Source organism: Mesorhizobium sp. M0910 (genome assembly GCF_040319465.1).
Taxonomy (GTDB): domain Bacteria; phylum Pseudomonadota; class Alphaproteobacteria; order Rhizobiales; family Rhizobiaceae; genus Mesorhizobium.
On record NZ_JAMYNZ010000005.1, the window covers coordinates 205,302 to 227,230 of the forward strand.

Here is a 21,929-nt window from a genome sequence, read left to right on the forward strand (position 1 = left end):
ATCAGGCTTTCTTATCGGGCTTGGCGCCGAGATTTGGGAAGAACTGCATGATAGCGCCGATGCAAGCGAGGTAAAGCCCGGTGACCGTAATCCCGATCTTGATGAAATCGCTGACCTGCTCGCCCAGCACGCCGATCTGGTCGTAGAAGGAGGCAAGTGCGGCCTGCGCCAGCGCCAGCGCGCCGAAAGCGCACCAAAGCAGCGTCATGCCGAGATTGATTGGCCGCAACCGCTTCACCCGCACCGGATGGATGAAATTGATCGGCACGAAGGTGAGAATGCCGGCCACCACGACCACGGCGAAAGAAACCCATTGTCCGGGCTCGATGACGAACAGCGTGAACACCACCATGTTCCAGACGACCGGAAAGCCTTTGAAGAAATTTTCCTTCGTCTTCATGCCGGTATCGGCATAGTAGATTGCGCTCGACACCACGATGATCGCCGCCGACAGGAACGACAGGCGCTCGCCCATGAAGCCGCGCTGATAGAGCGCGAAGGCCGGAATCAACACGTAGGTCACGTAGTCGATGATGTTGTCGAGCAGTTCGCCCGACCAAGTCGGCAGGATTTCCTTGACATCGAGCTTCCTGGCGATCGGCCCGTCGATGCCGTCGACGAAAAGCGCCAGCCCCAGCCACCAGAACATCGCCGTCCAGCGCTGCTCGCTTGCTGCCACTAGCGACAGAAACGCCAGGAATGAGCCCGACGCGGTCAAGAGATGGACCGAGAACGCCCGCGCCTGCGGCCAGGTGACTTTCTTCTTCGGCCGCGGAATCCGGTCGGCGATTTTCCTGGCCGTCGTCTTCTTGCTCACGGGCCCCGCCAGTCCAGCTTGCAGATTTCGGCCGAACGGCCGGCAAAGTTCCAGTTGCGGCCAAAGGCCCGCATTTTGCTCTTGTCGGATTTGGCGACGATGATTTCCGGCGCAATCCAGTATTCCGAATTGCTGATGACCGTATCCTTGTCGCGATCCTTGCCGGTGATCGGCGTCACCGCACCATCGATGAGCTTCGGTATCTGGAAGATGCGTGTTTTCTCACGCGTCTCATAGGTGATCGGCACCTGCTCGACGCCGAGGACCTGTCCGACCAGGATGGAAAGCAGCGATGTGGTTCCACCGGCCCTGCCGGTGACTATCTTCGTCAGTCCCTTCACAGCGTAAACGGAGGCGCGCTTGTCGATGAAAAGGCCGGCCGTCCAATTGCCGCGGCTCATATAGCCGGGGATTTCCATGATCAGCCCAAGATTGAGACCGGACAGGTCGACCTCGCCGAAATGGCCGGCATCGATACGGAACCCCGCCCAGGTTTGGCAATAGCCTTCCGTAGGCGAATGGTTGCCGAGCGACAGAACGCAAGGGCAAAAAACCGTGCAATTGCAGGAGAGGACGAGTTCTCCCTTCATTGCCCAGCTTTGGTCTGTCATCGAATTGTCCCCCTCATGTCGAGACTACTAGTAGCGCTGCTGCCCAGACAAGCAGTATCGCACCGGCCAGCCGCGGCGGCAGATTGCCTGCCGTCTGTTTTTCGACCAGGCTGAACAAGCCGATCAGCGCCATCCAGAACACGTTCATCACACCGACGGCAAACATTACCAGCATCAGCGCCCAGCAGCATCCAAGGCACCACAGGCCCTGCTTCATGCCTAGCCGCAAAATACGAATGGGCCTGGCGCTCCAGTTGGCGAACAGGACCGAGAACGGATTTCTGCACTTGTCCAGACAGACTTCCTTCAGCGAGCTGAACTGATAGAGACCAGCGATCGACAGCGCGGCTGCCCCGGCAATTCCAACCAGTGGATCGAGCATCTGCCCGGATGAGGCGAATGCATGGATTGCGAGCGTCAGGGCAGCGAACATTGCCGAGGCGACAAGCCAGACGCTCAAATATCCAGCGACCAGGATCAGCGGATGGACGGCCGGCTCCCTCTTGATCCGGGCGGTATCCGCGATCTCGCAATAGGTGCGGATCATCGGCGCCGCGGAGGGCAGCATGGTCGCGATGGCCATCAACAGCCACATCGCGGTGAGTGCCCCGCCTTGCGCGCCTAGGCTTGCGCGAAGCGGCGCCGGCGCAAGGCAGAGGGCGAAGAAACGCGCAAGGAAATCCGGCAACGGCAGTAGCGGCAGGTATTCCAGCACGGCGTCGCCCGGTACATCAGCGCCCGGGAGCCGGCTTGCCGCCCCCCGAACTGCCATTACGCCGAGAAGGAGCCAGGCAAGGGCGATGCCCATGCCGGCAACAACGCTCACGGTCAGTCGAGGGCTGCGCGCAACGCTCGCCATCGCGCGGCCGGTACCGTCGAGGTGGCTGAAATCGTCTTGTTGGCCGGTCATGGCAACCGAATGGGCCGAATCGCCGCGTTGATCAAGCCGCATCACCTGACCTATATGGACCAGCAGGTCGGACAGGCCTCACCTCGCAATCCGGAAGCCGAATTTGAACCATCGGGAAACAGCACGGATACTGGTCGCCGGCAGCGGCCCTGCGGGGCTGATCGCGGCGCTTGGCTTTGCCGAGGCGGGCTTTCCCGTGACGCTCGTCGGACCCGACGCTGCCGGCCCCGACGGCCGGACGACAGCCTTGATGAACCCTGCCCTAAAGATGTTCGAACGGCTAGGGATCTTCGACGGAATCAGGCCGCACGCAGCGCCGCTCAAGGTGATGCGTATCGTTGACGCAACCAACCGGCTGATCCGCAGCCCGACAGTGACCTTTCGCGCCAGCGAGATCAACGAAGAGCAATTCGGGCTGAACTTGCCCAACAGCGTTCTCAACCGCACGCTAGCCGAGGCTGTCGCGCATTCGGGCATCGAATGGCGAAAGTCGATGGTGGAGGCATGGCGCCTCGATGCCGACCATGCACATGCCGTTCTCGCCGACGGTAGCGAGATCGAGGCATCGTTGGCAGTTGCCGCCGATGGCCGTCAATCGCCGGCCCGCGAGGCAGCCGGCATCCGGACCTCGGTCCGATCCTTTCCGCAGGCGGCGCTGGTGCTCAATTTCGGTCACCGCAGCGACCATGCATTCACCTCGACCGAATTCCACACCGAGACCGGTCCGTTCACACAGGTTCCCCTGCCCGGCAACCGGTCCAGCCTTGTCTGGGTGCTCGAACCCGAAATCGCCAAGGATCTTGCAGCACTCGACGAGGCCGAGCTTTCGACGCGGGTCGAACAGCGGATGCAATCGATGCTGGGCCGCGTGTCGGTTGAGCCCGGCCGGCAGGTCTACCCACTTTCAGCGGTGAGCCCGTGGCGGTTTGCGCATCGCCGCGTGGCACTTGTCGGTGAAGCCGCCCACGTGTTTCCCCCAATCGGCGCGCAAGGGCTTAATCTCGGCATCCGGGACATTGACGACCTGATTGGTACCGCAAGCAGAAACCGCTCGGACCCGGGCGCCGCCCAGGCGCTTGCAGCCTATGATTTCAAGCGGCGGCCGGACATTCTGGCGCGCAGCAGCGCGGTCAACCTGCTGAACATGTCGTTGCTTTCCGACATGCTGCCGGCCCAGCTGATGCGCAGTGCTGGTCTTGGCGCGCTTGAGGGGTTTGCGCCGTTGCGGGCGTTTTTCATGCGCGAGGGTCTTCGACCCGGCAGCGGTTTTGCGGCGTTTTTTGGCGGATTGCGAAAAGCGGCCGCGCGATAGCGATCGTGGCGCCGCCCTTGATCCGCATCTTGTGATGCTCAACCCGGCATCAAGTTGATCGGGATTGAATTGACGCGGCGTCTGCGCCAAATAATGACGATATCGACCGTAAGGCCTGGGCCGATCTTTGCCTGACCGGTGTGTAAGAATCTAAAGTCCTGGAGCGTTTCGTTGCGTGTTCCAGGATGCGTGGCGTTCAAGAAGTTCAAGTGGTGAGTGCGATGAAGACAGCCAAATTCTCGATCGGACAGGTGGTTCGCCACCGGCTGTTTCCGTTCCGCGGCGTCATTTTCGACGTCGATCCGCAATTCGCCAATACCGACGAATGGTACGAGGCGATCCCCGCTGACGTGCGGCCGCGCAAGGACCAGCCCTTCTATCATCTGCTCGCCGAGAATTCGGAGACGGAATACATCGCCTATGTGTCCGAGCAGAATTTACTCGAGGACCGGTCGGGCGAACCGGTTCGGCATCCGCAGATTGGTGAAATGTTCGACAAGAAGCCGGACGGGCGCTACGAGCCGAAGCACCAATTGAGACATTGACTTAGTCGGGATCTGGCTGGGCTCGGACAGGCTTGAGACAAGTCTTGACCCGATAATCAGCCGATTCAATAAAAAAGCGGGGCATGAACCCCGCTTTTTGTTTTGTTCGAAAACCCGTCGATCAGTTGGCGGCCTTCGCCTTTTCCTGCTCTTCCTTGAGCTTCTTGGCAAAATCCTGATTGTTCTTGGCGACGAACTCCTGGAGCTTCTTCTGTCGGTCCTCGATGTCCGACTGTTGCAGCGGCGGGCCGTCGAAGGCGCCGCTGAAGCCGGTCAGCGCGATCTTGATCGGGTTCGGCTGGTTCTGGAAATTGACCGAGGTCAGCGTCAGGTTCGAACCTTTCTTGAAGGACGCGACGAGCTGATCGGTCAGCGGCACTTCCGCCACGCAGCGATCCGGGAAACAGATCACGTACTCGAGCTTCTGCGCCTTGCCGGCGTCGATCTGGAGGCCGATGCCGGGAGGAACCAGACGGCCAGTCGGAACCGTCACCTGGAACACCTTGCGGTTCACCTTGCCCTTCAATTCGATCAGGCTGACGCCGGTGATGAGCTGACCATTGCCGGCGGTGGTGATGTTCTGGACGTTGCAAATGTCGACATCTTCCTGCTTGGTGCAGGCCTTGAACCAGCCTTGCGGAATCTGCTGTTGCTGCTGCGCGACAGCAGCGGGAATGCCGGCGCCCAGAATGCCGACCACGCCAGCGGCCATGACCGACAGGCGGTACGCGTTGCTGTTCAGGCTCGTCATGTCGTGCATTCCTCTCAAATGATCCCGGGACCGGCTTTTTTCATGCCGTGTGGTCCAGCTACCTGTTGCCGAAATGAGGCAACAGAATGACTTCGGACGGCGTGTTACACTGCAAGCGACGCCGAATCCAGCCCGGGCCGCGCGAATCTTGGCCGAGGGACTGGGTCGAGGGATTGGCCGGTGCACGACCGGCTCATGTATGCTGCGCATCGAATCGGGAAGGAGACGGTCATGGGCCGCGTTGTCGTTTGGCTGATCGCCACAATCTTGTTTGTCGGCCTTTCCCTGCAGCCGGCCCTGTCGGAACCGAAGCACGCGCTTGCCATGCAGGGCGAGCCGGCGCTGCCGGCCGACTATGATCATTTCAACTACGTCAATCCCGACGCGCCGAAAGGCGGCAGCATTACCTATTGTGTCGTCGGCAGCTTCGACAATCTCAATCCGTTCATCCTGAGAAGTCTGCGCACCACCGCGCGCGGCATGATGGATCAAGCTTTTGGCAATCTTGTCTTCGAGCCGTTGATGCAGCGCAACTACGACGAGGCCTTCAGTCTCTACGGCCTGCTCGCCGATACCGCCGACATGGATCCCGAGCGCAAGAGCATCGAATTCCACCTCGATCCCAGGGCCAAATGGTCGGACGGCGAGCCGGTGACGCCGGAAGACGTGTTGTTCACCTATGATGTCTTCACCGAGAAGGGTCGGCCACCTTACAGCCAGCGAATGAAAGCGATCGCCAAGCTCGAAAAGACCGGCGACCGCAGTGTGCGCTTCACCTTCAACGAAAAGGCGGACCGCGAATTTCCCCTAATCATTGCGCTGACGCCGATCATCCCGAAACACGCGTTCAACAAGGACACTTTCGACAGGACGACGCTGAAGCCGGTGATCGGCAGCGGGCCTTACATGGTGGCGCAAGTCGCGCCCGGCCAGCGCATCGTGTTCAAGCGCAATCCGCACTATTGGGGCAAGGACGTGCCGTCCAAGCGCGGCTTCGACAATTACGACCAGATCACCATCGAGTATTTCCTCAACGCCAACGCCAAGCAGGAAGCGTTCAAGAAAGGCATCTGCGCCATCGACGACGACAGCGACCCAGTCAAACGCGAGCGCGATCTCGACTTTCCGGCCTTCCACAGGGGCGAGGTCATCGCCGAAACTTTCGATACCGGCATTCCGCCGGTGGTCAACGGTTTCCTGTTCAACACGCGGCTGCCGAAATTTTCCAATCCGGTCGTGCGGCGCGCGCTCGGCATGCTCTACGATTTCGAATGGGCCAACAAGAATCTGTTCGGCGGCAAATACACGCGCACGATGAGCTTTTGGCAGAATTCCGAGCTGTCCGCGCTCGGCCACCCGGCCAGCGAAAAGGAAAAGGCCCTGCTGGCCCCCTACCCCGGCCGCGTGCCCGCAGATGTCATGGACGGCACCTACAGGCCGCCCGTTACCGATGGCTCCGGCCAGGACCGCAAGGTGCTGAAGGCGGCATTCGAGCTGCTGAAGAGCGCGGGCTATACGGTGCAGCACGGCGCGATGCTCGATCCCCAGCGAAAGCCGTTCGGTTTCGAGATCCTGACCGCCTCGCAGGACGAAGAGCGACTTGCCGCTATCTATCAGCGCACGCTTGAGAAGCTCGGCATCGATGTCGGCATCCGCAGCCTCGACGGCGATCAGATCCAGTCGCGCAAGCAGCGTTTCGATTTCGAGGTGCTGGTCGGCTCGACCGGTTTCAACAACTCACTGTCGCCCGGTATCGAGCAAGCCGGGCGCTGGGGATCCGCCGCCGCCAAGGCCGAAGGCTCGTTCAACCTAGCGGGTGTCGCCGACCCCGCAGTGGACGCGGCGATCGATGCGATGTTGAGAGCTCGCTCGAAGGGGGACTATGTCGCTGCTGTCCGGGTCCTCGACCGGCTGCTGATCTCAGGCAATTACATGGTGCCGACCCAGCACAACAACCGGCAATGGCTTGCTTATTGGAACTATCTGGAACATCCGCAAAAGACGCCCATATACGGTTATCAGTTGCCGACCTGGTGGCGCAAACCGAAGTGACCTCTTCAGAACAGGAGATCAAGATGAACGACGAGAACTCGATTACCGTCGATGTGGTCTCCGATGTCGTGTGCCCCTGGTGCTTTATCGGCCAGAAACGGCTCGACAAGGCGATTGCCGCAGTCGACATCGACGTTCACATACGTTGGCGGCCCTTCCAGCTCGACCCGACGATTCCGCCCGAAGGCAAGAACCGCCGCGACTACATGGTAGCGAAATTCGGCAGCGAGCAACGCATCCGCGAGATCCATGCCCGGATCGAGCCGTTGGGCGAGGCTGAGGGGATTTCCTTTGCCTTCGACGCCATCAAGGTCGCGCCCAATACGCTGGATGCGCACCGGCTCATTCGCTGGGCCGGGACGGCCGGCGAGGCCGTTCAGAACCGGCTGGTGCGCCGGCTGTTCCAGCTGAATTTCGAAGAAGGCGCCAATCTCGGCGATCATGCCGTGCTGATCGAAGCCGCCCGCGAGGCCGGCATGGATGCCTCCGTCGTCGAAACGCTTCTGTCGACGGACGCCGATGTAGAGGCGGTGCGCACCGAAATCGCCACTGCTTCGCGCATGGGCATATCGGGCGTGCCGTGCTTTCTGCTTGAAGGCAAATATGCGGTGATGGGCGCCCAGGACGCCGATACGCTTGCCGATGCGCTGCGCCAGGTGGCTGCGGCCAAGGCACGCGGCGAACTGGAGACGGCGAACTGAGCTGGGCTATTTTCGACTATTTCACCGTCACCTTCGCCTTGCTGACGAAAAAGCCATGGCCATGCTTGGCGGTGCAGGTCAATCCCTTGGTGGAGGACTGGCAGGAAAACAGCCCCTAGCTCCAGCTGTTGCCGTAGGCCTTGCTCGCCCGGGTTCGTGATCTGTGTCGGAATCCATGTCGGTCCGCATCCTGGACGTAGGGGCAACGTCGTTGCTTGGCTGATTACGGGCTCTCCCGACAAGGCGGCTTCACCCACGAATCATACAGGTCGCGTTCTGGCCGCCAACGAGGTCGGACCTGGCCGTAAGGGCGCGCTGAAGATCGGTTCAGGCTGTGAAGATCGACCGCTGGACGGCGCTTCTACGTTCACAAAGCTGTGTGAGGGCCTTCCCCAAGGGAAGGTCCCTACTTTCTCCGGTGCAGGCAAGTAACATATTGAAATTGCATTGATATCAAGCGCCTAGAATTCCGACGGCACAGCCCCGTGATCATCCACTCTGTTGCTCCACTGCAACGGCCGGCGAGTTAAGCCACCCGCGGCTGGTGAAAAGCTAATGGAAAATGATCAATTGGTGTTACTGTCCGTAATAAAAGAAAAATCGTTTGGGCGGGATAGTGATTCGGGTCGATAGACCAACGCGACATTCAATATCGGAAAAATGGCTCCGCGGTGCCGCAAGGCAGTCGCCCCTTACGCCCGTATCGTCGATGCGCAGCTTCTGGGGCCTGATGCGGGCCTACTGGTTTTCGGACAAGTGGGTGGAAGCCTGGACCTTGACGCTGGTGATCGCGCTGCTCACCGCGCTCTCCAGCAAGTCAGGCGTGTGGTTTGCCGTAGCATCCGGAGAGCTGGTCAACTCGATCGCCTTTTTCCATGATGCCGCGAACACCACCCCGCTTCAGACACTGCTGGCCAATGCCGGGATACTTGTCCTCCTGGTCTTGCTCAAGGATGCGGGTTTTACCGGTATCCGCAGCCTGGTATCCGCAACGTTGCATCGCAAGTGGCGCGGCTGGCTGGACAGCCAGTTCAACGAAGCCCTGCTTGATTCCAATCACACCCATTTCCACGCTCAGCATGGCTCGTCAGGTGCCGCCGCTCCCGACAATATCGACCAGCGCATCCAGGAATCGATCAAGGATATGACGGGCGGCGCCATCGGCCTCGCGATGGGGGTTTTGGCCGTTGCTACTTCATTGTATTTCGTCGGCCAGCAACTGCTTGCACACTCGGCGGAGGTCAAAGGGCTGGAGTTCCTCGGCAGCTATGGCAGCGCCGTCCTCGCCTTTCTGGCAGTCGCCACCTACGTGCCGTTGAACACCTGGATCGCCGTCAAGCTGGGCAGGCTGCTGGAACGGCTCAATGTCAGGATGCAGCAAGCCGAAGGCAGCTATCGCGGCGAGCTGATCACCTTTCTGCGCCGCAGTTTTCATGTCGCCGCATCGCAAGGTGAGAACGTGCAGAAGGCAGTGCACAGCCAGCGCTATGTCGACATCGACCGCACCTGGGCGCGGCTGAACATCGTCAACACAGGCTACAATTCGTTCGAGCTGATCTACAATTTCATCGGTGCCCGCATTGTCGCCTACGGGCCAGGCTTGGTTCCCTTCATCCATAACGGGTTCGATCTCAAGGGCTACATAACCGGCTCCGAGATGGTCAACTCGCTGATCAGTCAATGCTCGTGGTTCATCCATGTCATGCCTGCCATCGCCGCGCTGCGGGCCAACAGCCAGCGCGTCACCGAACTCGCAAACGCGATCGAAAACGTTCAGCACCCGCAGGAATTTTATCAGCAGACCGGCCGCTCCGATTTTCGCTACGACCGCCAAAACCCTGTTTTCGGCCTGACCATCCAGAAACTAGAGCTGGCGCATCAGGGCGAGGACGCAACGCCCTTCCTGAGTGCCGCGAACTTGCGCTTCCGGCGTGGCGAATGGACTTTCCTGAAGGGCGAATCCGGTTGCGGCAAGACCTCGCTGATCAAGGCGATCAACGGCCTTTGGCCCTATGGCCGCGGCACCATCGTCTTCCCGGAAGGGGTCAGGAGTTTCTACGCCGCCCAGGAGGTGAAGCTGCAGCAGGTTTCGCTGAAGCAATTGGTCTGCCTGCCGGGTTCCGAGCATGATTATCCCGACGTGCAGGTCGCATCCGCCCTGCACAAGGCCGGCCTCGGCGATTTCATCGAGCATTTGGCCGATGAGAGCCGTGAAGGAAAGATCTGGGATCAGGTTCTCTCGGGTGGGCAGAAACAGAAGCTGGTTGTCGCCCGTATCGTGCTGCAGCAGCCGGGATTGCTGTTCCTCGATGAAGCCACTGGCGCTCTCGATCCCGATGGACGGATCGCCTTCCACCAGGCGATCAAGGACAATTGCCCTGATGCAACTGTGATCTCGATCATGCATGAGGCGACGCCGCCGAGATCGCTCGCGGGCACCGAATTCTACCACAGCGTCGTTGCGATCGCCGACGGCGTCGCCACCAAGAAGCCGCTGGTTCCGAGCTTGCCGGTCGAGCTCACCACCATCCTCACGCAGCCGACGCGGCCGGCCGAGGACAAGTGGCTGCGCTTTCCCCGCCGGCTTAAGCAGAGATAGCTGCGGCACCGTTGCCAGCATCCAGCCAGCCTGCCACGTAGCCCGATCACAGTCTCGCGATCCAGTCGGTTTGCCGCCGTTTTAACCCGCTCTCGCGATTGACTTGGCAAGGCGCGCTCCTATGTTGCGCCGGCTTGCAGAATCTCAATCCGAACTCGCGAGCAGAAAGGTCACCGCGCCATGCCTGGCGACAGTCACAGTCGAACGCAACCGCCGTCCGCTTGACGTGATCTGACAGGCTCACGTCCTGCCGGACGGCAAGGAGTGAGCCATGAACGAGTTTTCCCCCGTTGCGGGCGGCGACGCCGTCGCCATCGCCCGCGTACTTGCCAACGAACACGTCGCCGACATGGTCGAGGCGCTGAACCAGGAGCCCCGCGAGACGGCATCGGAGCTGCTTTGCGAAGTGCCGTTCGAGCGGCTGGTCGAGATCTTCGACCAGCCGAAGCTCAACGGCGCATCCGAACTCGTCGAGGCACTACCCCGCATCAAGGCAGGCAGACTGCTTGCCGCCATGTCGGTCGACCGCGCCGCCGACATACTGCGCGATCTGAACGAACCGGCTCGTTCCGAGCTGCTCGGCGGCCTGGCGCCACCGCTGCGCGCGACGCTGCTTGCTATTCTCGGCTACCCCGAGGGCAGCGCCGCCTCGCTCATGACGACTGAATATGTCAGCGTGCCGCCGGACTGGAGCGTTGCCCGCACGCTGGATTACATTCGCAAGGTCGAGCGGACGCGCGAAACCGTCTACGCGATCTACATCGTCGATCCGCAAACGCAGGTCCTGTTGCGCTCGACCAGCCTGCGTCGACTGATCGCTGGCGAACCCGACGAACTGATCATGGCAATAGCGCCGGATCGTGCGCCTATCACTGTTTCACCGCTGACCGATAGTGAAAAGGTTGCTCAGTTGATCTCCAAATATGATCTGCTCGCCGTCCCGGTCGTGGACAACGGCAAGCTTCTCGGCATCGTCACCATCGACGACATTATCGATACGATGATCTCGGAAACGACCGAGGACGTGCATCGTTTCGGCGGCATGGAGGCTCTCGACGAGCCCTATATGAAGATGGGTTTTCTGGCGATGATCCAGAAGCGCGCCGGGTGGCTGTGTGCGCTGTTTATCAGCGAGATGCTGACCGCCAATGCGATGCAGAGCTACGAGGGCGAGCTGGAAAAGGCGATCGTGCTGACCCTGTTCATTCCATTGATCATGAGCTCCGGCGGCAATTCCGGCTCGCAGGCGACCTCGCTCGTCATCCGAGCCCTGGCGCTGCGCGAGATCGGCCTTGGCGACTGGTGGCGGGTGGCCCTGCGGGAGCTGCCCACCGGCCTGGTGCTTGGCTCGATCCTTGGCGTAGTCGGCGTCGGCCGCATCGCGCTCTGGCAATATTTCGGCTTCTACGACTACGGCCCGCACTGGCCGCTGATCGCAATGACGATCGGCGCCACGCTGGTTGGCATCGTCACTTTCGGCTCGCTGTCTGGATCGATGTTGCCGTTCGCCCTGAAGCGCATCGGCTTCGACCCGGCCAGCGCATCGGCCCCGTTCGTCGCCACGCTGGTCGACGTCACCGGGCTGGTGATCTATTTTTCTGTGGCGCTGGTAATCCTGCGCGGAACATTGCTGTAAGATCACGCACTTCCATCGCGGCAATCTCGTTGCCGCGATGGGTCGTCGTCGCGTCAGACGCGCTCACCATCTCTCACCCGGTAAGTCGGTTTGTACATGGTGACGAGTTCTTCCGCCGCGGTCGGATGCACCGCCATGGTGCGATCGAAATCATCTTTGGTCAGCCCGGCCTTCAGCGGTATGCCGAGAAGCTGCGCCATTTCGCCGGCGTCCGGCCCGAGGATATGGGCGCCGAGGACTCTTTTCGACGCGCCGTCGACGACCAGCTTCATCAGCATCTTTTCATCGCGGCCGGAAAGCGTGTGCCGCATCGGCCGGAAGGTGGCGCGGTAGATTTCAAGATCCGAAAAGCGCTTTGCCGCCTCATCCTCCGACAGGCCGACCGTGCCGATCTCGGGCTGTGAAAAGACTGCGGTAGCGATCGTGTCATGGTCGGGCGCCATCGGATTGTCCTTGAAGGCGGTCTCGACGAAGCACATCGCCTCGTGGATCGCCACCGGCGTCAATTGCACGCGGTGGGTGACGTCACCGATCGCCCAGATGTTGTCGATGTTCGTGCGGGAGTATTCGTCGACCTGGATTGCCCCGGTTTTGGTCATCTCGATGCCGACGCCTTCCAGCCCCATGTTCTCGGTATTGGGAATGCGGCCGATGGCGAGCATGACCTGGTCGACCGTCAGCACGGTGCCGCCGGTGACAAGCGCGTCGAGCCGGCCGTCAGGGCGCTTCCTGACCCACTCGGACACGGCGTGGCAGAGGATTTTTATCCCCTTCTTTTCCATCGTCTCGTGCAGCATGCGTCTGAGGTCCATGTCGAAGCGGCTGAGTATCTCCTTGCCGCGATAGACCAGAGTCGTGTCGACGCCCAGCCCATGAAAGATATTGGCGAATTCGACGGCGATATAGCCGCCGCCCTCGATCATGATTGCCTTCGGCAGCTCCTTGAGGTCGAAGGCTTCGTTGGAAAAGATGCAGTGCTCATGGCCGGGCAATGCCGGATGCGGCGCCGGGCGCCCGCCGGTAGCGATCAGGATCTGGTCGGCGGTAACGGTGCGATCCTCACCGAGAAGATGCACCACATGCGGATCGACCAGGGTGGCGCGCGAATGAAAGACCTCACCGCCGGCGCCCTGCACGTTCTTCTTGTAGACGGCCTCCAGCCGGCTGATTTCGCGGTCCTTGTTGGCGACCAGCTTCTGCCAGTCGAAATGCGCCTCAGGCACCGTCCAGCCAAAACCGGCAGCGTCGGCGAAATGCTCGGGGAATTGCGAGGCGTAGACATAAAGCTTCTTCGGCACGCAGCCGCGGATCACGCAGGTGCCGCCGTAACGAAATTCCTCGGCAATGCCGATACGCTTGCCGAGTAGAGCCGCGACGCGCGCCGCCCTCACCCCGCCGGAGCCGCCGCCGATGACGAAAAGATCGTAGTCGTAACCGGCCATGGTCCAGCTCCTGCCCCTCAAACAACGAGACAGGTAGGCTGCCAGCCACCAAAAGAAAAGCCCGGACTTGCCGGGCTTTCTGGTCCAGTGGCGGTCAGGCCACTCGGAAGTCCTTGATCAATTCGGCGTGGCGTCCGCGGGAGCAGCGCCGTCTGCCGGGGCGGCACCCTCGGCAGGTGCAGCCTGCGCCTTGGCATTCGCCGCTGCACCCAGGGTCTCGCCGACCTGCTGGGCGAGATCGCGAGCCAAGCCGTTCTGCCAGATCTCGGCAGCCTTCACCAGTTCGCGCGTCACGATCGGGCCGTTGTCGAGCAGCTTCTTGCCGGACTCGGAATTGTAGAAGGCGGCGATTTCATTGAGTTCCTTTTCCGAGAACACCTTTGCATAGGCAAGCGCTGCTTCCTTTTCCAGGTCGGCGCGGCGCGATGCCAAGGCCATCGCCTTCTCGTTGATCGTCTTGGCGATCAGTTCCTGCATGTCCGGGTTCTTCTGGATCAGCTGCTGCTCGAGCGCCGCGGCCGCTTGCGGCAGGATGTTGTCGAACGTATCCGTCGCATGGATCGCCGCGACCGCGGCACGCGCCGCCTTCAGATGCGCATCAGTGACGTCCTGCGAAAACGCCGGCGACGAAAACGCGAAAACGGCCGAGGCCGCCAGAATGGCAAAAAAGCGGCCAACCCGGTTATGCAACATCATGATCGGTAAAACTCCTTGGTTTTCGGGCGGCATGGACGGTTTGGATGCCGTCGCCGCCGGCTATGATGGCCGTTGTCGCCAGCCCGATGAAAAGACCGTGCTCGACCACGCCGGGAATGGAGTGGAGAGCATTCGAAAGCGCTCTTGTATCCGGAATGCGGCCAAAAGATGCATCGAGGATAAAATGGCCGCCGTCTGTAACAAATGGCTGGGTCCCCGTCATCCTCAATGTAACAGGGCCGGAAAGGCCCAGGTTTGCAGCCGCCACGCCAACCGCAATTTCGGTGGCGCGCAGGCCAAACCGGTTGACTTCGATGGGCAGCGGAAAGCGGCCGATCATCTCGACCATCTTGGAGCTGTCCGCGATGACGATCATGCGGGCGGAGGCCGCCGCGACAATCTTTTCGCGCAGCAGCGCGCCACCGCCGCCCTTGACCAATGTCAGCGCCGGATCGATCTCGTCGGCGCCGTCGATGGTGAGGTCGAGCTCCGGTGTTTCCTCGAGGGTCGACAGCGGCACACCAAGCTCGGTGCAAAGGACGGCGGTGCGCTCCGAGGTCGGCACGCCGATGACAGTCAGGCCGGTGGCGACCTTGTCGGCGAGCAGCCGCACGAACTCATCCGCTGTCGTGCCGGTGCCGATGCCGAGCCGCATGCCATCCGTCACATGGGCCAGCGCTGTCCGCGCGGCCTCAACCTTCAATTGCCTCGCATCCATGCCGGGCCCCAAGATTTGTTTCGGCGCTCGTAGCATTTTTGCCGAGCTGGTCAAAGGACCTTGCCCGCGGTGGATAAGCCGGCTTGCCTGAACGGGCCGCAGCGGTTATCGCCTGCCGGCAATCGAATCGTCACAGGACAGGCCATGACCCGACCGACCATCGTGTTCGACCTCGACGGGACGCTGATCGACACGGCGCCGGACCTGCTCGACAGTCTCAACCACAGCCTTGCCGCCAGCCAGCTCGCGGCCGTCGACGAAGCCGGCTTCAAGCGTTTCGTCGGCCATGGCGGCCGCGTGATGATCGAGCGCGCCCATGCAGCGCAACACAGGTCGCTGGCCGTGGAGGAGCACGATCGCCTGCTAAAGCTGTTTCTGGACCATTACACCGTTAACATTCCCGGCAAATCGCGCCCCTACCCGGGCGTTCCCGAGGCGATCGCACGGTTCGAGGCAGCCGGTTACCTGCTGGCCATCTGCACCAATAAATATGAGGCCAATTCGGTGGCGCTGATCGAGGCGCTCGGTATGACCAGGCATTTCGCGGCGATCTGCGGCCAGGACAGTTTTCCGTTCCGCAAGCCCGACCCGCGCCATCTCACGCAGACCATCGCGCGTGCCGGCGGCGATCCGCACCGTGCACTGATGGTCGGTGATTCGCAGACCGACATCGACACGGCAAAGGCCGCCGGCATTCCGGTAGTGGCAGTCGATTTCGGCTACACCGATCGTCATGTGCGGGAGTTCGAACCGTCGGCGGTGATCTCGCATTTCGATTCGTTAACGCTCGATCTGGTACAAGTGCTGATGGCCGCGGCAGAAGGCTGAAGCCGGTCATAGTCCAGACGGCCAGATGACGGCCGACAAGTGGTTGACTTCGCAGGCCGGCCTCCCTTATATCGCGGCGCGCTTGGCCTTCGGGCAACGAGCGGGCGATTAGCTCAGCGGGAGAGCACACCCTTCACACGGGTGGGGTCGCAGGTTCAATCCCTGCATCGCCCACCATCTTTTCGGCACTTAGCCATCACCGACGGGGAAGGCTGCCGTGATCGAGAACCAGCGCATGATCGCATTGGTTTTCCGTGCGCTTTTCCGCAAGCTATAAGACTGACAGGCACACTTACGCTTAGCACAATTGCCGGTCTGGACGATCCGCAAGCCCGAGTCCGGGAACAAACCCGTATGTAGATGAGTTTCTGCTCATCGCAATGTGAGGGAAAGCCATGTCCAGACTTGTTTTGGCGGCCGCCGTGCTGCTTGTCGGCGGATCGGCCTTTGCCGCGGACGAAAATCCGGTGCCGCCGCAGAATGCCAAGAAGCTGTCGGAAATCATCGCCAAGGTCGAGCAGCGCGACGACTTCCGCTACATCAAGGAAATCGATTGGGACAGCGGCGCCTACACCGTCATTTATTACACGAACGACAAGGCGAAAGTTGAAATCACCTATGATCCGGTGACAGCCGCGCCGAAATGAGGCTGGCCGCCAACGGTCCAGATTCTAAAAAATGCCGCTCCTCGAAGGCCCGCGGCCTTCGGCACACCCTTGCGTAGATATGACTTTGATGGCTGACTGGGTGCTATCATTGCGCGCGGGGGTGGGCATGGCGACGGTAAAGCACGTATTGAAACGCTTTTTGATGGTGCTCGCGGGTTATTTCATAGCGGTACTGGTTGGGCTGATCGCGGTGGCGGCGATCTATGGCGGGCTGAGTTCGCTGCCAAATGCGCCGAATTATTTCGACGTCATGGGTGTCACCCCCGTTGCGGTGCTGCTGTTGCCGCCGCTCGGCATGTTCATCTATTTTCTGACGATTGTGATAACCGGCCTGCAGACGCTGATCTTCGCACTGATTGCCGAGTTTTTCTCGCTGCGCAGTTTTTGGCTGCACATGGTCTTCGGCGCGGCGGCCGCGGTTGGCGGCTTCGCCTTGATCTGGCCCAGTGTACCGGACGACACGAACCCGGAGCGCTGGGCCGATATCGGCATCATTGCCGCGGCAGGCGTTGTCGCGGGCTTGGTCTACTGGCTCATCGCCGGACGCGATGCGGGTTTCCGGCGCCCACTGTTTCAGCGCTAGAACCGTATCTCTCAGCTGGCCGGCGAACGCACCGCTTCCGTGCTGTCGAGCGCCTGCTGCAGCCTTGTGTCGCGGCCGTAGACGTCATTGAAATATTCGACGGTACCGGACAGGTCCGGCCATGCGGTGAAATAGGCGACATAGACCGGGATCTTGCGTGTCACGTCCTCGGTCGAATGTCCGTGTTTCAGTCTGTCCTCGATGTAGTCGACCGAGGTACCGAGCACGGCAGCCGCCATGCCGCGCGGATCCTGCAAGCGAACGCAACCATGGCTGAGCGCGCGCATGTCGCGCTGGAAAAATGACTTCTGTGGTGTGTCGTGCATGTAGATGGCGTGCTTGTTGGGAAACAGTATCTTCAGCTCGCCCAGCGCATTGGCCTCGCTCGGCAACTGGCGCACGCCGTAGGGTATCTTTGCGCCATAGGCACCCCAATCGACTGAGGATGAGGGAATGCGCTTGCCGCGGGCATTGACCACCTCATAGCCGGCGCGGTCGAGATAGCCAGGATCGCGCCGCAGCCGCGGCAACATCTCGTTGACCAGGATCGACTGCGGCACGCCCCAATAGGGATGAAAGTCGACCTGCTCGATCTGATCATAGAAGAAAGCAGTCTGGTTGGTGGGCCTGCCGACCACGGCGCGGGTCTTCAGCTTTTCCTCGCCGTCGTCGATATAGCTCGCGGTAAAAGCCGGCTGGTTGATGAAGACGCGCGGGCTGCCGAGGTCGGAAGGCAGCCAGCGCAACTCTTCGAGCGCAACCCGAACTTTCTGAATTTTGTCGGCCTTGGACGTTCCGGCCAACGATGCAACGGTACGCGGGCCGATGACGCCGTCGCCTTTCATGCCGGCCCGTTTCTGCACCGCCTTGATCACCGGCACCAGCTCCGGATCGTAGACCTCGCTGGTGGCGAGCCTCGCCAGCACCTCGCCATAGGCACCGCCCATCTCGTCATCGAGATTGCGCGCGATCCTTGTCAAAAGCTTCGGCAGCTCGGGGCTGGTCTGCCCCGGTTTCAACAGCAGATTGGGATCGACGACGATCTCGTCCTCGGCGCTGGCCTGTAGCGATTCCAGTTCGACGCGCAGCGCCTGATACTCGGAATTCTGTGGATGCCGTGATTCGAGATAAGTGCGCACTTGCTGGGTATGGGCCAGCGTCTTCAGTACCCCTTCCATGTCGAGCGGCTTCGGCGGAAAATCGTAGTAGCCGGTGATGCGGTTGGGATCGACGCGGCCGCTTTGTGCGTCGCGGGCGTAGCGCAGGACACGGGCCGACATCGCCATCTCAAAGCGAACCAGCTCTTTCAGGCGCTCATCGGCATTGCCCGCCGATGCGCCTGCTGCCGGAACTTCGACGGTGTAGTCGGCGGGCGTCAGGCCGTAGCTCGCGGCCTCGCCCAGCACCCGCACAGCATCCTCGGCACGGCTGTTGGGACTGGTTCCCGTCACCCAGAGGAAATCCGGATTGGCTGAGTAGTACGCGATCAGCGCCTTGGCGATGTCCTTCTCGGCGTAGAGATCATAGCCGTCGAGCCCGGCAATGGCTTCGCGGAATGCAGCCCCGGTGGCCGTCGGCTCGAATGCAGCATCCTGAGGCGTTGCCGGTTCAGGCGCTGCCGACAGTGCCGAAAAATCGACGCGCACCAGCGGATCGCTCTTGTAGGTGTAATAGGACGGGCTGCTGATTTGCGCACCACCACCCCCACCGGAAGCGGCTGGCGCCTTGGGCTTGTATTTTGACGGTGGCGGCGGAAAGTTACCTTTCGGCGGTGCGTGTTTGACGCCGCCGCCGAAAAGCATGTCGAAGAACCCTTGCGCTTCAACCTGCGGCGTCCCGAAGGCCAGCATTGCCGCGGCCACCGCGAACGGCAGCACGGTTGCTTTGTTTCCAAGGAGTTTCATGGATCACCCGCTCCGGTTGAACCGGATCCCGTTCCGCACCGCTTTCACGGTCTCGCCCACCCCATGGCGGATGTAAGGCGTGACTACACTGATTCATACTGATTTCGTTAAGCTTCCATAAATTTCGGAACGTCTGTTGCAGAACGGTTTCACAAGGTCGTGACGGGTCAAGCGAATCCGTCGCCGTCCTCGGCCAGAACGGCAACCGTCCAATGACCAAGTCTCACGCGTTTGCGCCGCCGTCGATGATCAATGCCGCGCCTGTCACGAAGCGTCCTTCGGGACCGGCAAGCCAGGCGACCATGCCGGCGATCTCGTCGGCCGTTCCGAAGCGAGGCATCGCCATCTTCTGGCGCTGATGCTCGGCGTGCGGGCCGGCTGCCGGATTCATGTCGGTATCGGTCGACCCCGGATGGACGACATTGGCGGTGATGCCGCGCGGACCGAGATCGCGGGCAAAGGCCTTGGTCAGGCCAACCAAGGCAGCCTTGCTGGCCGAATAAGCGCTCAGGCCGGCGTCGGTGGCACGCTCGGCCAGATTGCTGCCGATCGAGATGATCCGGCCACCCTCGCCCATATGTGCTGCTGCCGCCTTGACGGCGACGAACGGGGCCCTGAGGTTGACCGCCATCGTCTCATCGAAGTCGGCAAGCGACAGAGCATCGATCGGCGCAGCGCGCCAGATGCCGGCGCTGTTGACGAGGATGTCGAGCCGTCCGAAGGCTTTTGCTGCCTCATCGACTGCCGCCTCGATCGCCGCAGCATCGCGATTGTCGGCCTTGATGGCAAAGCCCCGGCCGCCGGCCGCCTCGATTTCCCTGACCACCGCGAGTGCCCTTTCCTCACCATTCACATAGGTGATCGCCACGCCTGCGCCGTCGGCCGCGAGCCTTCTTGCGATCGCCGCACCAATGCCGCGGCTGCCGCCGGTGACGAGGGCGGCCTTGCCGTTCAAGCTTCTGGATGACATCTGCTTCTCCATTTTGTAGTGATTGATACATAAATATCTGCCAGCCTTGCTGAACCACGTCAACTGAATTATGTATCGATCAATACAGAAAGGATACCATGCCGGAACGAGGCCGCCCCCGCACCTTCGATCGAGCCGCCGCCTTGCGGCGCGCAATGGAAGTGTTTTGGCTCAAGGGTTATGAGGGCGCGTCGATAAGCGATCTGACCGCTGCAATGGGCATCAACTCACCCAGCCTCTATGCCGCCTTCGGCAGCAAGGAAGCGCTATTTCTCGAGGCAACCGAGCTTTACACGCGGGTCGAGGGAACCGAGATCTGGTCCGCGCTGGAAAAGGCGCCGACCGCGCGCCAGGCCGTCGAGCGGTTCCTGCGGCAGACTGCCAGGGCCTATTCACAGACCGGTCGTCCGCAAGGCTGCCTTATCGCGCTCGCCGCATTGCACCAGGACTCAAGCCGCGGCGCCATCTGTGATGATCTGCGCCGTCGCCGCGCCGAAAACCGCGAAGCCTTGCTGAGACGCTTCGAGCGTGGCGTGGCCGAAGGAGAGTTGCCGGCCGATTTCGACTGCGGTACGGCCGCGACCTTCTACGCCACCGTGCAGCACGGCATGTCGATCCAGGCGCGCGACGGCGCGTCGCGCTCGGCCCTTCTGGCGACGGTGGCCGGGGCAATGGCGGCTTGGATAGCGATGGCCGGCACCGGGGTGGCGGCGTGACGATCGAACCCGGCAGACAAGACCAGACATTCAGATCACTGCAGAGACGGCTCCAGCCTGCCGGCAACGAAGCCAACGGCACGCTCCACCACACCCCTGTCGGCGAGAATGCGGCGGTGGCCGAGCCCGTCGGCCCAGTACAGCCGCACATGGTCTCCGGCGCGCGCGTAGAGCCTTGCATGATCGGCGGACACTTCGCGGTCGTCCGGCGCGTGGATCACCAGCGTCGGCAGCAGCGTGCTTGCCAGCTGGCGATCACCGGTAAACTCGTGCAACGGCCGGCCGGCGATACGCTCGACCCGGTCGGCCATGGCGACCTGCGAGCGCGAGCCGACATTCAGCATGCGACTGAAATCAGCAAAGATTGCCGGCAGTGAGCTCGGCGCAGCGATAAGCACCAGTCGCCCGGCCGCCAATCGCGGGATGTTCCTGATTGAACCGGCAACTGCATTGGCGGCAACGGCACCACCAAAGGAATGGCCGACGATCGCGGCAAACGGCCCGAACCATTCGCCGGCAACCCGTGCCGCGTCGACCGCACTGACCAGGGTAAGCCGGCGGCCCTGCGACTGGCCGTGGCCCGGCAGGTCGAGCGAGACGACCTTATAGCCAGCATCGCGATAGGCTTCGATCAGCGTGCGCATGTATTCGGTGCGCGAACGCCAACCATGGATGACGAGCACGGTGCCGGCAGTGGCCCTGCCCGGCTCGGGCCGGAATTCATGCACCATGACGCAGCCGGTTCTGGTCTTTAGCCGGTGATGTCGTGCCTGGGTCATGAAATCGGCGGCGCGATCGATTGCGCGGCGCTCGCCTTCACTCAAGCTCTTCTCATGCGGCGTGCGGCAGAACAGCTCGAATGCAGCGCGCCCGGTGAGTCGCGGTGCCACATGCTCAGCCACTCCGAACGTGCCGCGGATGACCTTCAGTCCAAATGATGCCATAGTGGCGATCCATTCATTGGTTCAAGCATGAACATAATAGTTCAAACATGAACATTAAGCAAGACCTGCCCTGGGACAACCCGCGCTTTCGCAACTGGGTGGCAGTGGCGCGCGCATGCCACGTGCTGGAACGCACCCTGGCGGTGAAGCTGGCGCCGCTCGACCTGAAGCCGGCGCAGCTCGACGTGCTGATGAACCTCTACCGTCATCCCGGCATGTCGCAGCACGACCTCGCTCGCCGGCTGCTGGTCGGTCGCTCCAACATCACCATGCTTTTGCCGCAGCTGGAGACTCGTGGCCTGCTGCGCCGCGAGGGCGACGAGAAGGACAAGCGCGTGCTGCGGCTGACGTTGACCGAGACCGGCGAGGCACTGCTGATGCAGGCGCTGAAGGTCCATATGGCGCTGATCGAGAAGGCGATGAGCCAGTCGACGCCGGAGCAATGCGACATGATCGGCGAACAGATGCGTAGGGTTGCCGAGGTTTTGAAGACCGCCTGACAGCCCAGCGCTCCACCAACAAGTGC

Annotated in this window: 21 protein-coding genes and 1 tRNA gene; 12 read left to right on the forward strand and 10 right to left on the reverse strand. The window is 61.5% G+C overall.

Annotation, left to right across the window (positions count from 1 at the left end):
* Position 1: 1 nt before the first annotated feature.
* The 3 genes from pcsA to NKH78_RS14725 are packed head-to-tail and all read right to left on the reverse strand — an operon-like array spanning position 2 to position 2,380.
* On the reverse strand, positions 2–778 hold the full coding sequence (pcsA, locus tag NKH78_RS14715) for a phosphatidylcholine synthase (RefSeq protein ID WP_502893794.1): 777 nt from the start codon (positions 776–778) through the stop codon (positions 2–4).
* A gap of 35 nt (positions 779–813) precedes the next feature.
* Entirely contained in the window at positions 814–1,428 is a 615-nt protein-coding gene (locus tag NKH78_RS14720) for a DUF1326 domain-containing protein (protein WP_352736469.1), read from the reverse strand.
* A gap of 13 nt (positions 1,429–1,441) precedes the next feature.
* On the reverse strand, positions 1,442–2,380 hold the full coding sequence (locus NKH78_RS14725) for a DUF2182 domain-containing protein (protein ID WP_352777877.1): 939 nt from the start codon (positions 2,378–2,380) through the stop codon (positions 1,442–1,444).
* A 61-nt stretch (positions 2,381–2,441) separates the two neighbouring features.
* Here NKH78_RS14725 and NKH78_RS14730 point away from each other — a divergent pair, with 61 nt between their 5' ends.
* Positions 2,442–3,650: a UbiH/UbiF family hydroxylase gene (locus NKH78_RS14730; protein WP_352508435.1), complete on the forward strand. Its 1,209-nt coding sequence runs from the start codon at positions 2,442–2,444 to the stop codon at positions 3,648–3,650.
* Positions 3,651–3,871: 221 nt separating this feature from the next.
* Positions 3,872–4,195, forward strand: a complete 324-nt coding sequence (gene hspQ, locus NKH78_RS14735) for a heat shock protein HspQ (protein ID WP_023675043.1) — start codon at positions 3,872–3,874, stop codon at positions 4,193–4,195.
* 121 nt (positions 4,196–4,316) lie between these two features.
* Here the strand turns inward: hspQ and NKH78_RS14740 are convergent, their stop codons facing one another.
* Positions 4,317–4,946 (reverse strand): invasion associated locus B family protein, encoded by a 630-nt coding sequence (locus NKH78_RS14740; RefSeq protein ID WP_352478856.1) that lies wholly within the window; start codon positions 4,944–4,946, stop codon positions 4,317–4,319.
* A 231-nt stretch (positions 4,947–5,177) separates the two neighbouring features.
* On the opposite strand from NKH78_RS14740, the gene NKH78_RS14745 reads away from it, so the two are divergent.
* The 4 genes from NKH78_RS14745 to mgtE all read left to right on the forward strand — a co-directional run bounded on the left by NKH78_RS14745 (position 5,178) and on the right by mgtE (position 11,934).
* Entirely contained in the window at positions 5,178–6,998 is a 1,821-nt protein-coding gene (locus tag NKH78_RS14745; RefSeq protein WP_352777875.1) for an extracellular solute-binding protein, read from the forward strand.
* A gap of 23 nt (positions 6,999–7,021) precedes the next feature.
* Positions 7,022–7,699, forward strand: coding sequence for a DsbA family oxidoreductase (locus tag NKH78_RS14750; RefSeq protein ID WP_254817233.1), 678 nt, complete (start codon positions 7,022–7,024; stop codon positions 7,697–7,699).
* Positions 7,700–8,408: 709 nt separating this feature from the next.
* Complete coding sequence (locus tag NKH78_RS14755) at positions 8,409–10,298, forward strand: ABC transporter ATP-binding protein/permease (RefSeq protein ID WP_352478859.1); 1,890 nt, start codon at positions 8,409–8,411, stop codon at positions 10,296–10,298.
* 271 nt (positions 10,299–10,569) lie between these two features.
* Positions 10,570–11,934, forward strand: a complete 1,365-nt coding sequence (mgtE, locus tag NKH78_RS14760) for a magnesium transporter (RefSeq protein WP_352736473.1) — start codon at positions 10,570–10,572, stop codon at positions 11,932–11,934.
* 53 nt (positions 11,935–11,987) lie between these two features.
* On the opposite strand, the gene gor is transcribed toward mgtE, so the two are convergent.
* The 3 genes from gor to rpiA all read right to left on the reverse strand — a co-directional run bounded on the left by gor (position 11,988) and on the right by rpiA (position 14,790).
* Positions 11,988–13,376 carry a glutathione-disulfide reductase gene (gene gor / locus NKH78_RS14765; RefSeq protein ID WP_352777873.1) on the reverse strand — a complete coding sequence of 463 codons (1,389 nt, stop codon included), beginning with the start codon at positions 13,374–13,376 and terminating at the stop codon, positions 11,988–11,990.
* Between the two features lie 117 nt (positions 13,377–13,493).
* Positions 13,494–14,072, reverse strand: coding sequence for a DUF2059 domain-containing protein (locus NKH78_RS14770; protein WP_352508431.1), 579 nt, complete (start codon positions 14,070–14,072; stop codon positions 13,494–13,496).
* Complete coding sequence (gene rpiA / locus NKH78_RS14775) at positions 14,059–14,790, reverse strand: ribose-5-phosphate isomerase RpiA (RefSeq protein WP_352736477.1); 732 nt, start codon at positions 14,788–14,790, stop codon at positions 14,059–14,061. The genes NKH78_RS14770 and rpiA overlap by 14 nt, the downstream gene beginning before the upstream one ends.
* A gap of 144 nt (positions 14,791–14,934) precedes the next feature.
* On the opposite strand from rpiA, the gene NKH78_RS14780 reads away from it, so the two are divergent.
* The 4 genes from NKH78_RS14780 to NKH78_RS14795 all read left to right on the forward strand — a co-directional run bounded on the left by NKH78_RS14780 (position 14,935) and on the right by NKH78_RS14795 (position 16,869).
* A complete protein-coding gene (locus NKH78_RS14780) occupies positions 14,935–15,618 on the forward strand; it encodes a phosphoglycolate phosphatase (RefSeq protein ID WP_352736478.1) in 684 nt (227 codons plus the stop codon).
* Between the two features lie 102 nt (positions 15,619–15,720).
* Positions 15,721–15,795: transfer RNA gene (locus NKH78_RS14785), tRNA-Val, on the forward strand.
* A 218-nt stretch (positions 15,796–16,013) separates the two neighbouring features.
* Positions 16,014–16,265 carry a PepSY domain-containing protein gene (locus NKH78_RS14790; RefSeq protein WP_254817240.1) on the forward strand — a complete coding sequence of 84 codons (252 nt, stop codon included), beginning with the start codon at positions 16,014–16,016 and terminating at the stop codon, positions 16,263–16,265.
* A gap of 127 nt (positions 16,266–16,392) precedes the next feature.
* Positions 16,393–16,869 (forward strand): hypothetical protein, encoded by a 477-nt coding sequence (locus tag NKH78_RS14795; protein WP_352736659.1) that lies wholly within the window; start codon positions 16,393–16,395, stop codon positions 16,867–16,869.
* 11 nt (positions 16,870–16,880) lie between these two features.
* Here the strand turns inward: NKH78_RS14795 and NKH78_RS14800 are convergent, their stop codons facing one another.
* Together NKH78_RS14800 and NKH78_RS14805 are read right to left on the reverse strand one after the other, a co-directional pair.
* The gene (locus tag NKH78_RS14800; protein ID WP_352689327.1) at positions 16,881–18,773 is read right to left on the reverse strand and encodes a L,D-transpeptidase family protein; all 1,893 of its coding nucleotides are present in this window, start codon (positions 18,771–18,773) and stop codon (positions 16,881–16,883) included.
* Positions 18,774–18,996: 223 nt separating this feature from the next.
* The gene (locus NKH78_RS14805) at positions 18,997–19,743 is read right to left on the reverse strand and encodes a 3-oxoacyl-ACP reductase family protein (protein ID WP_352689329.1); all 747 of its coding nucleotides are present in this window, start codon (positions 19,741–19,743) and stop codon (positions 18,997–18,999) included.
* A gap of 98 nt (positions 19,744–19,841) precedes the next feature.
* Here NKH78_RS14805 and NKH78_RS14810 point away from each other — a divergent pair, with 98 nt between their 5' ends.
* On the forward strand, positions 19,842–20,459 hold the full coding sequence (locus tag NKH78_RS14810) for a TetR/AcrR family transcriptional regulator (RefSeq protein WP_352689330.1): 618 nt from the start codon (positions 19,842–19,844) through the stop codon (positions 20,457–20,459).
* Between the two features lie 35 nt (positions 20,460–20,494).
* On the opposite strand, the gene NKH78_RS14815 is transcribed toward NKH78_RS14810, so the two are convergent.
* A complete protein-coding gene (locus tag NKH78_RS14815; RefSeq protein ID WP_352508427.1) occupies positions 20,495–21,403 on the reverse strand; it encodes an alpha/beta hydrolase in 909 nt (302 codons plus the stop codon).
* Between the two features lie 47 nt (positions 21,404–21,450).
* Between NKH78_RS14815 and NKH78_RS14820 the strand changes: the two genes are divergently transcribed.
* Positions 21,451–21,903 (forward strand): MarR family winged helix-turn-helix transcriptional regulator, encoded by a 453-nt coding sequence (locus NKH78_RS14820; protein WP_352689332.1) that lies wholly within the window; start codon positions 21,451–21,453, stop codon positions 21,901–21,903.
* Positions 21,904–21,929: the final 26 nt, after the last annotated feature.